Origin of the sequence: Streptomyces sp. NPDC088910, from assembly GCF_044749865.1 — a bacterium.
GTDB lineage: Bacteria > Actinomycetota > Actinomycetes > Streptomycetales > Streptomycetaceae > Actinacidiphila.
This window is the reverse complement of record NZ_JBIVIV010000009.1, coordinates 1-13645: the sequence shown is the minus strand read 5'-3', so window position 1 is coordinate 13645 and position 13645 is coordinate 1. Positions and strand designations below refer to the sequence as shown.

General features: G+C 72.4%; 8 protein-coding genes and 1 pseudogene. 4 read left to right on the top strand and 5 right to left on the bottom strand.

Annotated features, from left to right (window positions below; genetic code table 11):
- Positions 1-109 precede the first annotated feature (109 nt).
- The gene (locus tag ACIP4Z_RS21030; RefSeq protein WP_223187544.1) at positions 110-577 is read left to right on the top strand and encodes an acyl-CoA thioesterase; all 468 of its coding nucleotides are present in this window, start codon (positions 110-112) and stop codon (positions 575-577) included.
- A 164-nt stretch (positions 578-741) separates the two neighbouring features.
- Here the strand turns inward: ACIP4Z_RS21030 and ACIP4Z_RS21025 are convergent, their stop codons facing one another.
- Complete coding sequence (locus ACIP4Z_RS21025) at positions 742-2295, bottom strand: LCP family protein (protein ID WP_401310169.1); 1554 nt, start codon at positions 2293-2295, stop codon at positions 742-744.
- A gap of 118 nt (positions 2296-2413) precedes the next feature.
- Here ACIP4Z_RS21025 and ACIP4Z_RS21020 point away from each other — a divergent pair.
- Positions 2414-3460, top strand: a pseudogene (locus ACIP4Z_RS21020) (glycosyltransferase family 2 protein); the annotation flags it as partial.
- 171 nt (positions 3461-3631) lie between these two features.
- Here the strand turns inward: ACIP4Z_RS21020 and ACIP4Z_RS21015 are convergent.
- The 4 genes from ACIP4Z_RS21015 to ACIP4Z_RS21000 all read right to left on the bottom strand — a co-directional run bounded on the left by ACIP4Z_RS21015 (position 3632) and on the right by ACIP4Z_RS21000 (position 10159).
- Positions 3632-5440 (bottom strand): LCP family protein, encoded by a 1809-nt coding sequence (locus tag ACIP4Z_RS21015; protein ID WP_401310167.1) that lies wholly within the window; start codon positions 5438-5440, stop codon positions 3632-3634.
- Positions 5441-5752: 312 nt separating this feature from the next.
- Complete coding sequence (locus ACIP4Z_RS21010; RefSeq protein ID WP_401310164.1) at positions 5753-7579, bottom strand: LCP family protein; 1827 nt, start codon at positions 7577-7579, stop codon at positions 5753-5755.
- A gap of 153 nt (positions 7580-7732) precedes the next feature.
- The gene (locus tag ACIP4Z_RS21005; RefSeq protein ID WP_401310161.1) at positions 7733-9181 is read right to left on the bottom strand and encodes an LCP family protein; all 1449 of its coding nucleotides are present in this window, start codon (positions 9179-9181) and stop codon (positions 7733-7735) included.
- A 186-nt stretch (positions 9182-9367) separates the two neighbouring features.
- On the bottom strand, positions 9368-10159 hold the full coding sequence (locus ACIP4Z_RS21000; RefSeq protein WP_401310158.1) for a TIGR03089 family protein: 792 nt from the start codon (positions 10157-10159) through the stop codon (positions 9368-9370).
- A gap of 222 nt (positions 10160-10381) precedes the next feature.
- Between ACIP4Z_RS21000 and ACIP4Z_RS20995 the strand changes: the two genes are divergently transcribed.
- On the top strand, positions 10382-11521 hold the full coding sequence (locus ACIP4Z_RS20995) for a sugar phosphate nucleotidyltransferase (protein WP_391162242.1): 1140 nt from the start codon (positions 10382-10384) through the stop codon (positions 11519-11521).
- 66 nt (positions 11522-11587) lie between these two features.
- Complete coding sequence (locus ACIP4Z_RS20990; protein ID WP_401310155.1) at positions 11588-12577, top strand: DNA-3-methyladenine glycosylase family protein; 990 nt, start codon at positions 11588-11590, stop codon at positions 12575-12577.
- Positions 12578-13645 lie beyond the last annotated feature (1068 nt).

Genomic DNA, 13645 nt, shown 5'->3' with positions numbered 1-13645 from the left:
GACCCTGGGGGCACCTGAGGCCCTGGCCGCGTCCGACGTCCCCGCTCCCGACGGCGCGGCGCTCCCGGGCAAGCCGACCTCGGCGTCCCGCATCACGCTCTCGCACATCATGAGCGCGCACGACACCAATCTGCTGGGCACCGTCCATGGCGGCGTCGTCATGAAGCTGGTGGACGACGCGGCGGGCGCCGTCGCGGGACGGCACTCGGGCGGCCCCGCCGTCACCGGCGCGATGGACGAGATGATCTTCCTCGAACCGGTCAGGGTCGGTGACCTCCTCGCCGTGAAGGCCCAGGTCAACTGGACCGGCCGCACCTCCATGGAGGTCGGCGTCCGCGTCATGGCCGAGCGCTGGAACGAGTCGGGCGTCGCCAAGCAGGTCGCCAGCGCCTACCTCGTCTTCGTCGCGGTCGACGTCGAGGGCAAGCCCCGGCACGTACCGCCCGTCCTGCCCGAGACCGACCGCGACCGCCGCCGCTGGCAGGAGGCCCAGATCCGCCGCACCCACCGCCTGGCCCGCCGCCGCGCGATCGTGGAGCTGCGCCGCCGCCGCGCGGCCGAGGGCCTGGACGACTAGCGCCTGTCCTGAGCGGTTCGGAAAGACGGCCGGGGGCCCCGGGGACGCACCCCGAGACCCCCGGCCGTCCGGTCCTCAGGCCGTTGAGCAGCCGATCGGGTCAGCAGCGGATCAGTTGAGCAGCCGGTCAGTTGAGCAGCCGGTCCGATCAGCGCCTCATCCGGTCAGCACCCGACCTCGTCACCCGTCAGCGCGGAGTCCATCGTTCCCGACGCCCCGCCGTCGTCCGCCGTCACCGGCGTGACCGCCTTGTAGTCGGAGCCGAGCACCACCTTCATCGTCTTGCCCTGGCCGGGCACGGCCACCAGCTCGGAGCCGGGCAGCGCGGTGGCGAGGGACTGCGCGGAGCGGTCCCAACGGGGGTCGTAGCGGATCACGGTCCGCGCGCTGGGGTGCTCGGACGTCCCGGGGGTGCCGACGGTCGCGAAACCGGTGGCGGCCAGCGCCTTCTGCGCGGCGGCGGCCAGCCCGCTGGTGTCGGTGCCGTTCTGGACCGAGACCCTGATGGTCGCGGGGTCCACGTCCACCTTGACGCCCTTGTGCTTCCTGGCCGTCTTGTGGTGCACCGCCAGCGGCCGGTCCGCGCGGATCGCCGCCCACATCTTCCCGGCCTTGGCGGTGTCCCACTTCACGGTGGAGCCGACGCCCGGGACGGAGTAGTCCGTGTCGCTCAGCGGCACGGAGCCGAACTCCGACGAGCTGGCCGTGAGGCCCTTCATGCCCTCCGCGAGCGCGATCAGGTCACCCGCCTTGAGGTTCTGGTCGGCGCGCACCGACCCGAGCACGGTCGAGGCGACCCGGCTCAGCTCCAGCGGGTTGGCCAGCGTCCCGCCGCTGGTGATCTTGTGGATGACCTGGGCCACGAACCGCTGCTGCCGCTGCATCCGCCCCAGATCCGCCGCCGCGTCCAGATGCCGGGCGCGCACGTACTGGAGCGCCTGTCCGCCGTCCAGCTTCGTGGTGCCGACCGGCAGGTCGAGGCCGGTGTAGGAGTCCTTCAGCGGGCGCGTCGTGCAGACCGGGACGCCGCCGATGACGTCGACCGTCTTCATGAAGCTCGTGAAGTCGACCTCCAGGTAGTGGTCGATGTGCACACCGGTGATCTGCTCGACGGTACGGACGGTCAGCTTCGGGCCGCCGTCCGCGTACGCCTGGTTGATCTTCGCCGGGTGGGTGTCCGCCTGGACCTCGGCGGCGGGCGCGGCACCCGCCGTACCGGAGGCCGTGCCGGACGGTGTGGCCGAGGGCGTGGCGGACGGCGTGCCGGGCGGTGACGCGCTCGCCGGAGGGGACCCGGAGGACGACGCGTCCGCCGACGGCTGGTCCGGCAGGCGTACGTACGTATCGCGCGGGATGCTCACGATGCTCGCGTGCGAACGGTCCTCCGACAGGTGCACCAGCATGATCGTGTCGGTGCAGTGACAGGGCGCGCCGCCCAGGTGGTACGCCTTCCTCGTCGCCGGGTCCAGGCCGTCGCGGCCGTCCGTGCCGACCAGCAGGAAGTTGGTGCCCTTGGACCCGTCGGGACGCCCCTCCATCCCGCCGAAGGCGTCCACCCGGTCGATCGCGCCGCTGACCCCGTTCAGCACGGCGTGGCCCACCCCGCTCGCGGTGATGATCAGCAGGGCCAGGCCGCCGATGATCCGGGTGCTCCAGCGGATCGGCGGACGTCGGCGCGCGGGGGGCACTCGGGTGGGCGGCACACGGGTGGGCGGCATAGGGAATCCCTCCGTGCGGTGACAGGGGCGTGCGGACCCGTTCAGGCTAGGGACAAATAGGACAGTAGGTCTTGACCCCACGCGCTGGTGTCCCCCATTAGCGGTAACGTTTGCCGCGATGAACGCCGCCGCTCCTGACCCCGCCACCCGTGCCGCCGCGCCGCAGAACCCCGCGCCCCCGGCAGTCTCCGTGATCATGCCGGTGCTCAACGAGGAGCGCCATCTGCGCGACTCGGTGCGGCACATCCTGGAGCAGGACTATCCGGGCGAGCTGGAGGTCGTCATCGCGCTGGGCCCGTCCACGGACGGTACGGACGCGATCGCCGCCGAGCTGACCGCCGCCGACCCGCGGGTCCACACGGTGCCCAACCCCACCGGCCGCACCCCCGCCGCGCTCAACGCGGCGATCAAGGCGTCCCGGCACCCGGTCGTCGTACGCGTCGACGGGCACGGCATGCTCTCGCCCGACTACATCGCCACCGCCGTCCGCCTCCTCGACGAGACGGGCGCGGCGAACGTCGGCGGCATCATGCACGCCGAGGGCGAGAACGACTGGGAGCGCGCGGTCGCCGCCGCCATGACGTCGAAGATCGGCGTCGGCAACGCGGCCTTCCACACCGGAGGCGCCGCCGCCCCCGCCGACACCGTCTACCTCGGCGTCTTCCGCCGCGAGGTGCTGGAGCGGCAGGACGGCTACAACGTGGAGTTCATCCGCGCCCAGGACTGGGAGCTGAACTACCGCATCCGCGAGGCCGGCCACCTCATCTGGTTCTCGCCCGAACTGCGCGTCTCCTACCGGCCGCGCCCCACTGTGCGCGCGCTCGCCAAGCAGTACAAGGACTACGGCCGCTGGCGCCGCGTCGTCACCCGCTACCACCGCGGCTCGGTCAACCTGCGCTACCTGGCCGCCCCCGTCGCCCTGTTCGCCAACGCGGCGGGCATCGTCGTCGGCGCGGCCGTCACCCCGTGGGCGCTGCTGGTGCCCGCCGCGTACGTGGCCGCCATCACCGTCGGCTCGCTCCCGGCGGGCCGCGGCCTGTCCTTCGGCGCCCGGCTGCGTATCCCGCTCGCCCTGGCCACCATGCACATGTGCTGGGGTTACGGCTTCCTCACCAGCCCGCGCTCGCTGGCCCGCCGGGTGATCGCCAGCCGCCGCCCCGCGGTGCGCGACGGGGAGCCGCGACGGCAGGGCCAGCACGACGTCCAGCAGGGACAGCAGGACGGGCAGGGCCAGCAGGACGGCCAGCAGACGGAGACGGCCCGCGCGGAGGCGTGAGCCGCTCCCCGCGCGGGCCGGTCGTACCGCCTGCCGGTCCCGCCCTCTCCCACCCGCGTGCTACCAGCGGTAGATCGGCAGCACCTCCATGCAGCCGGTCGTGTCCGCGCCGTTCACCGCCTCCGCCGTCGTCGGCACGGAACCGCTCTTCGGCAGCGTCTTGCTGAAGTCCGTACCGGTCTTCCAGTCCGCGCCGATGGTCAAGGTGATGGTGTCGACGTCCGCGGACGCCTTCACATTGCCCGCCGGGATCTTCAGCGCCTTGCCCACCGCCGTGGCGTCGGCCTTGCCCTGGTCACCGCTGCTCGTCGGATACGTGAGGGTGGTGCCCGGGCTCGGCTTGGTCTGCTGGCTCGCCTCCGCCTTGGTGAAGCCCGCGGTCTTGAGCGTGGTGGCGATACCGCCCGCGCGGTTCGGCGTGGCCACGCCGTCCGAGGTGCCCGCGGTGCCGTTGACCACGGAGACCGCGATGGTGTCGGAGGCCGCGGCTGGCGGGCCCTGCGGCGCGGTCGTGGCCGGTGTCGTGGCGGGCGCCCCGCTCGCAGGGGTCTTCGCCTTGCCGTTGCCGTCCATCGCCACGTCGTTGCGCAGCAGCGACCAGACCTGGGGCGCGTCCGCCGACGGGATGTAGTGCGCCAGCGGGGCCTTCGGGTCCGCGTCGTGCGGCATCGTCAGCATCGTGATGCGGTCCGACGGCACGGTCTTGAGCTGCATGCCCAGGTCGTACAGCTTCTTCGGGGTGCCGATCTCCTTGGAGACCTCGAACGCCTCCATCGCGGTGGTCGCGATCTTGTTGAGCTTGCCCGGGTCGGTGAAGAGGTTCTGGCTGCGCAACTGCCGGATCAGCGCGCTCATGTACATGTGCTGCGCCTTGGCCCGCGCGGCGTCACTGCCCCAGGCGTGCCGGGTCCGCAGCCACTTCAGCGCGGTCTCGCCGTAGATCTTCTGCTTGCCCGCCTTGAGGTGCAGGTGCGAGCCGCCGGGCTGGGCCGGGGTCGAGTGGTCGTCCACATTCTGCTTCACGCAGACCTCGACGCCGCCGACGACGTCGGCCATCTTCACCACACCGGAGAAGTCGATGGTCAGCCAGTGGTCGATGTAGACGCCGGTCAGATTCTGCACGGTGGCCAGGGTGCAGCCCGCGCCGCCGCGGCCGAGCGACGCGTTGATGATGTCGTTGACCGGCGCGAACTTCTCGTGCGTCTTGGGGTCGGTGCACGCCGGGATGTTGACGCGGGTGTCGCGCGGGATGCTGACCACGGACATGTTGCTGCGGTCCGCGGACAGGTGCGCGATCATGATCACGTCGGCGCGGGCGGCGTCGCCCACGGTGTTCTTGGCACCGCCGAGCTTCAGATCCTCGGGGTCGTTGCGGCTGTCGGAGCCCAGGATGAGGATGTTCATCGCCGTCTTGCCGGCGGCGTTGGCCTTCGTCTTCGCCACGGTCGAGCTGCCGCTGACGCGCTCGCCCTTGCGGATCTTGCCCGCCAGGTACTCGTAGTAGCCGTAGGCCGCGCCCGCCGAGCCGAGCACCGCGACCGCGGCGCCGATGGACACCCACTTCAGGACCCTGCGCTTACGGCTCTTCGTGCGCCGCCGTGAGCCGCCGCGCCGGTGACCGCCACCGCCCGCCGCGCCGCGCTGGCCCGGTATTCGCTCGGGTGGCTCCTGCCCGCCGTCGGAAGAGGCGGGGTCGGCGTCCGGTCCCGCGCCGGAGCCCGCGCCGTCGTCGCCGCCGGAGTCCGTACCTGATGGCGCGCCGGGCGCGTAGGCGCGGGCGTCGTCCCGGTACAGGCTCTCGTCCCATCCCCGGTGGTCCGGGTTGGGTGCCGTACCGAAGCCGTTCCCTCCCACTGTCCCGTCGCGCATCCCGAACCTCCCTGTGGCGCGCATCGTCATCACGGTGACCGGCCGCGCGCCTTCGCGCGGGGTGTACGGACGGTGCACGCCGACGCGCCGCCCTACCCGGGTCATACTGGGTCGCCCCACTGTCAGACGGCTGTGAGCGGCGAGGAGTTGCACCCGGAGATCGTCAATTAGCGGACGCCGGGACTCCGGCGCCCGCCCGGATCACGTCAGAGGGTGACGGAGGTCACGGCGGTCACCGCATTCACCGTATTGACCGCATTCACCGCGTTTACGGTATTCACCGCGTTCGTCGCGTGCGCGACATCCGTGACCTCACTTCACGCACGCCGTGTCGGCGGCCTCGGTCTTCGGGAGGTCCGAGGGAGCCGCGGTGGGCGGGCCGATCGGGGTGCCGGGCGCCGTGAAGTCCTTGCCGAGGGTCAGCTTCATGTACGCGAGCGGCGCCGCGTCCGTCGTGCCCTGCTTCAGCGCGGAGGCGGGCAGCCCCATCATCGCGGCCAGCGAACGCGCCTGGTCGGCCTGGTTCGGCGCGTACTCCAGGACGGTCCTGGCGGTGGCGGGCGCGTTGCCGCCGTTCGCCGAGCGGTTGACGCCCTGGGTGTTCTGGAGCCAGTTGACGGTGCTCTGCGCCGCGCCGAAGGTCCCGCTGCCGTTGAGCACGTTGACGCGGGTGTCGTGCGGGGTCGCCTTCGGCCCGGTCAGCCGGGGGTCGGGCGTGGCGGACGGCTTCTTCACCGCGGTCAGCGACACGTCGTTCTTGATCAGCGCGAAGAGCTGCGGGGCCTTGACCGGGTCGATGACGACGGTGGCGTGCACCTTCTCGTTCGGGTTGTCGAGCACCGGCAGGGTGGTGAAGCTGATGTGCTTCTCGTCCACCTCGCTGAGGTCCTTGGCCAGGCTGGTGAGCTTGCTCACGCTGCCGATCGCGCTGTCCACGGTGAGCGCCTTGGTGGCCGCGTCCGCCAGCGTGAACAGCTTCTTCGGGTTGGTCAGCGTGCCGCTCGACTTGATCTTCCGGATCATCGCGCTCAGGAAGTTCTGCTGGAGCTTGATCCGGTCCAGGTCGCTCTGGTTCTTGAGCGCGTGCCGGGTCCTTACGAACTCCAGCGCCGTCTCGCCCTGGATGTTGTGCGGTCCCGCGCTCAGGTTCAGATGGGACTTCGGGTCGACCAGCGGCCGGGCGAGGCAGACGTCGACACCGCCGACGGCCGTCGACAGGGCCTTCACCGCCTCGAAGTTGACCATCATGAAGTGGTCGATCGGCAGCCCCGTCATCGCCGTCACCGCGCGCATGGTGCAGCCGGGGTCGCGGCCGTCCACGCCCAGGCTCTCGTTGAACTTGGGCGTGGTGAGCTGCGCGGGCGTGCCCGGAACCGTTTTGGTGCTGCCGTCCTTCTGCTTCGTCGGGCAGTCGGGGATGGAGGTGACGATGTCGCGGGGGATGCTCATCGCGGTCGCGTTGCTGCGGTCGGCCGACACATGGAAGAGGATCGTGGTGTCCGCGTGGCCGACGCTGCCCGCGTCGCCGTACTTCTTGCCGAGGCCGACCCGGCTGTCCGTGCCGATCACCAGCACGTTCATCGGACCGGTGTGCGTGACGTCCTTGCTGCCCGCGTTGCCGACGTCCACCGTCGTGATGTTGTTGTTGAAGTGCTGGTAGACGAGGTAGCCGCCGACGCCGACCGCCACCAGCACGAAGCTCACCGTGCCCGCGGTCCACAACAGGACCTTCTTCTTACGGGACTTCTTGGTCCTCGCCTTGCGACGGCTGGTCGGCGTGGACACGTCGGCCGAGCCGCCCGCCAGCCGCGCCGAGCCGGTGGTGGAGGTCGTGGCACCGGTCCTGGCCGCGAGGCGGGCCGCGCGCCGGCCGCCGGGGGACGGGGCGGGGCTGTCCGTCGGGCCGGTCCCGGTCCCGGCCCCGGCCGCGTCGTCGTCTCCTGCGGTGGGAGCGGAGTCGCGCCCTTGGCCGCGCCCGGCGTCCCGCGGTGCGGGGGAGGCGTCGCGATGACCGCTCTGCCCCGGCACGGTGGGCCTCGGCGCCGCGTCCGGCTCCAGCCGCAACTGGTACGTACCGGTCGCCGGGTCCAGGACCCACTGGTCCGCCGGGTCGATGTTCCTACGGCCTTGCGTGTCCACGGTCGCTCGGGTCCTCCATCCGGGATCGGCCGGATCGCTCACACTAGCCCCACAGTTCAGCGCCGATGCGCGCCCGTGACAAATCGAGCGCCCCTACAACCGGACAAAGCTGCCGATCCCGCCTGCCGACCAGGTGGACTCTTTAGCGGGATTTCACCCGCTCTTGCCACAGATGTCGCGGTCCGCGGTCGTTCCGCGGTACGTGGGGCCCGTGGGGGTGGTCGTGGGCGTGGCCGTAGAGGTCGAGCCCGCGGACGGGGTGCCGGGCGTACGCGTACCGCCCGCGCTGTCACCGCCGCCGTCTCCGCTGTCCGGCGCCTTGTCCGACACATTCACCGGCCGGTCGTCGCGCAGCGTCTTGAAGAGGGTGTCGGCGGCGGGCTGGACGAGCTGGTCGCGGTTGATGTCGTTGACGTACTGCTCGCGCGGCACGGTCAGGAAGTGCACGTTCCCGGTCGGTATCTGCTGGAGGCTGTGCGCGAGGGTGTACAGCTCGCTCAGCGAGTCCAGGCCGGGGTCGGCGGTCAGCGACGAGGTGGCGGCCGACAGCAGCGGGTAGAGCTTGGTCGGGTTGAGCAGCACGCCGTTGCTGCTCACCTTCTTCAACAGCGAGGCGAGGAACGCCTGTTGGCGGTCCATCCGCATGGTGTCGCTGCCGTCGCCGATGCCGTGCCGGGCGCGTACGTATCCCAGCGCCTGCTCGCCGTTGAGCGTCTGCCGTCCCGCGGGCAGGTCGAGGTGCGCGTACGTGTCGTGCACCGGCTCGGCCAGGCACACATCGACACCGTTCACCGCCCCGACCATCTTCTTGAAGCCGTTGAAGTCCACGATCAGGTGATGGTCGACGCGGATGCCGGTCATCTTCTCGACCGTACGGATGGTGCAGGCCGCGCCGCCCGACTCGAACGCCCAGTTGAACTGCTCGAACCGCTCGTGGTCCTCCTTGCCGCTCGGCAGGGTGCAACGCGGCACGTGCGTCATCAGGTCACGCGGGAGGCTGACGGCGGTGGCGCTCTTCCGGTCGGCGGATATGTGCAGCAGGATCGTGGTGTCCGAGCGCTGAGTGCCGCTGTCCTGGCCGTACTTGCTGTTGCCGTTCCCGCGGTTGTCCGAGCCGATCAGCAGGATGTTCTGGGCCTCCGTCGGGCCCTGCGTGGGGCGCTCGGAGGCGTGCACCTTCAGGTCGTTCTCGGTCGCGGTGTCGGTCGTGATGTTGCCGTTGAGCCGCTGGTAGAGGTACCAGCCGGTGCCCGCGCAGGCCAGTACGAGTACGGCGGTGCACAGGGCGACGACCTTCAGCCAGCGCCAGTTCTTGGGGTTGGCGGGCTCCTCCGCCGGGGCGGCGGCGGGGCCTTCGACCGGCGGCGTATCCGTCTCCGTATCGGCGGCCGGCTCCGCGTCCGCGTCCGCTTCGGCCTCTGGTTCTGCCTCGGCCTCGGCTTCGGTCTCCGCCTCTGCCTCTGCCTCTGGTTCTGCTTCCGCTTCGGTCGTCGGCTCGGCGGGCTCGTCCGACCGCGCCTTCTGTGTGCCGGACGCGTCGTCGGAGCCGTCGGAGGCGGGGGGAACGGAGTCACCCTGCGGAGGCTCTGCTGGCGTGGTCACGTCGGGGCCCGTCTCTCGGAAGTCGCCGGTTACCGGGGACAGGCTTGCGATTACCCGCCCGGCATTCGTTCAGACAGCCGAATACGGTGGTTGGTTGCCTGGGTACCCGAAATCCACAGACAGCTGTTGACGAGCTGTGACGGAAGTGACGACAGAGGCGTCCGGCGAGGCCGGGGCGCGTGACCGCTACAGAGATACGGTGACGCGCTCGGCGTCCTTCCGCTTGGCCAACTGCTCCTCGGGCAGCCGGTCGAGGTGGCGGCAGAGCACCACGGAGGCGTCGGCGGCGAGCGGCGCGAGCAGCCCGGCCGCGAGCCCGTCCCACGTGTCGAAGGACAGCGGCGACAGCAGCCGTCCGCCGCGGCCGAGCCCAAGCGCGGCGGCTGACGCGCGCGCCTTGGCGACGACCTCGGACGCGGTCAGCACACCCCCGCCGTCCGGCAGTACGAGCGCGGGCGCGTCCGGGCCGACCGGCGCGTAGGGCGCGAAACGGTCGCCCTGGCTCGGCACCTCCACCGCGTAGTCGACGAAGCCCGCGGGCGGCTGCGGGAAGCGTCCGCCCAGCGGCCGGAGCGCGAGCGCGACCCGCTCGCCGCCGCAGGCCCGCGCCGCGTCCAGGGTGTCCGGGCCGCTGACCACCAGGTCGGCACCGGCCGGATCGCCGCCGGGCACCACGACGACGCCCGCCGAGAAACCGGCCAGCACCCACACGGCCGTCTGCCAGTGCGCGGGCAGCAGCAGCGCCAGCCGGTCGCCGGGCTGCGCGCCCAACTCGTCCTGGAGCAGATTCGCGGTCTTCGCCACCCAGTTCCCGAAGGTCGCCACCGACAACTCGACGCGTTCACCCGTCGCGTCGTCGTAGAAGGTGACCAGCGGGCGGCCCGGATCACCGCGCAGCGCGGCGTCGAGCAGCCCGGCGGGAGTCGCGGGGCCCTGGGGCGTGCGGGGCGTGTCGGGCGTGTTGGCGGTCGGCGTCACGCGTGTCAGGCTACCCCCAGCGATCACGACGGCCTGTGCCCGTACGGGTACGGGGGCTGGTTCCCCGTGCGGCCGTCGCGCGTGGCGTCCCCGCCCGACTCGGCTCGTTCGAGTCGGCCCGTCCGACTCGGCTCGTCCGTACGGGTGTCAGTGCGGCGGCGCGGCCGACTGTCCGTCAGTTCGTGAATACTCATCTTTACGGCTTATGTCACTATGCTTGCCATGCGAGCACACCCCGCCTCCGCCGTCAGCGCGGAGCGCCCCGTGGAGAGCCCTGCGGCAACCGAAGCGATCCTCCTGGTCGGGGGCAAGGGCACCCGGCTCAGGCCGCTGACCGTGCACACCCCGAAGCCGATGGTCCCGGCGGCCGGAGTCCCGTTCCTCACCCACCAGCTCGCGCGCGCCAGGGCCGCCGGGGTCGAGCACGTGGTGCTCGCCACCTCCTACCTCGCCGAGGTCTTCGAACCGCACTTCGGCGACGGCTCGGCGCTCGGCCTGCACCTCGAATACGTCACCGAGACCGAGCCGCTGGGCACCGGCGGAGCCATCCGCAACGTCGCCCACCGGCTGCGCTCCGCGCCCGGCGACCCCGTCCTGGTCCTCAACGGCGACATCCTCACCGGCCTCGACATCCCCGCCCTCGTCGGCACCCACCGCGCCACCGGCGCCGACATCTCGCTGCACCTGACCAAGGTCGCCGACCCGCGCGCCTTCGGCCTCGTCCCCACCGACGCGGACGGCCGCGTCACGGCCTTCCTGGAGAAGCCGCAGACGCCGGAGGAGATCGTCACCGACCAGATCAACGCGGGGTGTTACGTCTTCACCCGCTCGGTCATCGACACCATTCCGGCCGGGCGGCCGGTCTCCGTCGAACGCGAGACCTTCCCCGACCTGCTCGCCGCCGGCGCCCACCTCCAGGGCATGGTCGACTCCACCTACTGGCTCGACCTCGGCACCCCGCAGGCGTTCGTCCGCGGCTCCGCCGACCTCGTACTCGGCCACGCGCCGTCCCCCGCCGTCGCGGGCCTGGGCGGCGACCACCTCGTCCTGACCGGCGCCCATGTCGCCGCCGACGCCAAGCTCTCCGGCGGCACCTGTGTCTCCACGGGCGCCGTCATCGGGGCCGGCGCCCGCGTCGACGGCAGCACCGTGCTGTCCGGCGCCACTGTCGAGCCCGGCGCCGTCATCCGCGACTCGCTCGTCGGCATCGGCGCCGTCATCGGCGCCCGCACGGTCCTCGACGGCGCCGTCGTGGGCGACGGCGCGCACATCGGCCCCGACAACGAACTGCGCGACGGCGTACGGATCTGGTGCGGAGCCCGGATTCCGGCGGGCGCGGTGCGGTTCTCGTCGGACCAGTAGGGCGGGGGCTCGGCTTTACGGGGGCGGGGCGGCGGGTGCGTCGGAGGGGGCGGATACGCTCGCCGGGTGCCTCTCCCGCGACCTCGACCCGCCTCCACCACCGCCACCGCCGCTTGCGCGGCGTCGGTGTCATCGGCGGCTCCCGCGGCTCCGCGTACCCGGTCCTGGTCGCCTGCCGGGCCGCTCGACATCCGGCTCACCCTCAACCCGCTCTGCCGCGGTTACGGCGACCCCGCCTTCCGGATCGACCCGGACGGCACCGTCTGGCGGGCCAGCCGCACGCCCGACGGCGCGGGCACCCTCCGCCTGACCGGAAGTCCCGCCGTGATCGAGGCCCACGCGTGGGGGCCCGGCGGCCAGTGGCTGCTCGACGCGCTGCCCGCGCTGCTCGGCGCCGACGACGATCCGGCCGCGTTCACGCCCCGGCACCGGCTCGTGCACGCCGCGCACCGGCGCCACCCAGGTCTGCGGCTGACCCGTACCGGGCTCGTCCTCGAATCGCTGATCCCCTCCATCCTGGAACAGAAGGTCACCACCACCGAGGCGTACCGGGCCTGGCGGCTTCTGCTCCACCGCCACGGGGAGGCCGCGCCGGGGCCGGCGGGCGCCGAGCGCATGCGCGTCATGCCCGACGCGCGGGGGTGGGCCCTGGTCCCGTCCTGGGACTGGCACCGGGCGGGGGTCGACAACAAGCGCGCCTCCACCGTCCTGCGGGCCGTCCGGGCCGCCTCCTCGCTCGAAGGGCTCACCGCCCTTCCACCCGGCGAGGCGGCCCCGCGGCTCCAGACGGTGCCCGGGATCGGGCCCTGGACGGCTGCCGAGACGCTTCAGCGCAGTCATGGGGCCGCCGATGCCGTGACGGTCGGGGACCTGCACCTGCCGCATCGGGTCGGATACGCCCTCACGGGTGAGCGCCGCTCTTCCGATGAGGTCATGCTCGGTCTTCTCGCGCCCTACGCAGGTCAGCGGCACCGTGCCGCCCGCCTCATCCTCCTCAACTCTCCCGCCCCGCCGCGCCGCGCCCCGCGCCTGGCCCCCAACCCTCCTGGCCGCTAGCCCTCTTGCCCTTTGTCTTTGCCCGCCCGCCCACCCGTGCGGGTGTTTTCTTCGTCTGCGGGTGCCGCTTGTGCCTGGTCGGTGCCGGTCCGGGGCACCTCCTCGAAATGCGGCTACCTGGTCTCCTGTATCCGGCACCCTTCTTGTCACCGCATTTCTGCGGGGGCACCCCGGCCCGTCCCCTCCCGGTCCGTCGGCGTCCGACGGTCCGGTGGGGGTTGCCGGGGAGGGTAGGGGGTCTTTTCGGCGTGCCGCCCTGCGCCGGTGCCCCCTCCCGGTGAGTCGGAATGCTCGGGCCCTTCCTCCAAGAGCCCCACAAAACCCCTGCGGCGAGCCCCACACCCGCCCTGAGGACCAGGTGACCGCTTAACCCCCCAGCCCCCCACCCCCTCCGGCGGCCGTCAGGTTGCGGGCCCGAGCCGAACCGTCAAACCCCGCAAGACCCGGGCCCCGCCCCCTTCACCCGAACGAAGAGCCGGGCGGTGCATGGCCCACCCCCCGGCCTCCCTGTCCAGCCCACCCGTTCCCACCCACCCGCCCGGACGGCCGCTGGCGGAGACGCCCGGGCCCCCACCCGCACCCTTTCGCCCCCCGGCTGGACGTCGGGCGTGCAGGGGCCGGCCTCCCACCCACCCCCCTCCCAGCACCCCCACCGGCGGCTGGACGCCGACGTACCGGAGCCCACCCCCCCGGCCAGCACCCTCACCGGACCGTCGGCCGCCGACGTACCGGAGCCCACCCACCCCCCGCCCCGGCACCACAGCGGACCGTCGGCCGTCCCCGCACCTAGGCCCACCCACCCCCCTCCGCCACCCCCACCGACAGCCTGACGCCGACGTACCCGAGCCCACCCACCCCCGCCCCGGCACCACAGCGGACCGACAGCCTGACGCCGACGTACCCGAGCCCACCCACCCCCGCCCCGGCACCGCGGCGGACCGTCGGCCGCCCCCGCACCTCAGCCCACCCACCCCCCTCCCCGGCAACCCCCACCGGACCGCCGGACGCCGACGTACCGGGAGGGGACGGGCCGGGGTGCCCCCGCAGAAATACGTTGACGGCCGGGTA

Coding starts and splice junctions, on each gene's coding strand:
- ACIP4Z_RS20995 (WP_391162242.1), top strand. CDS start 10,382: ATGCGAGCACACCCCGCCTCCGCCGTCAGCGCGGAGCGCCCCGTGGAG.
- ACIP4Z_RS21025 (WP_401310169.1), bottom strand. CDS start 2,295: ATGCCGCCCACCCGTGTGCCGCCCACCCGAGTGCCCCCCGCGCGCCGA.
- ACIP4Z_RS21015 (WP_401310167.1), bottom strand. CDS start 5,440: ATGCGCGACGGGACAGTGGGAGGGAACGGCTTCGGTACGGCACCCAAC.
- ACIP4Z_RS21030 (WP_223187544.1), top strand. CDS start 110: ATGAGCGCGCACGACACCAATCTGCTGGGCACCGTCCATGGCGGCGTC.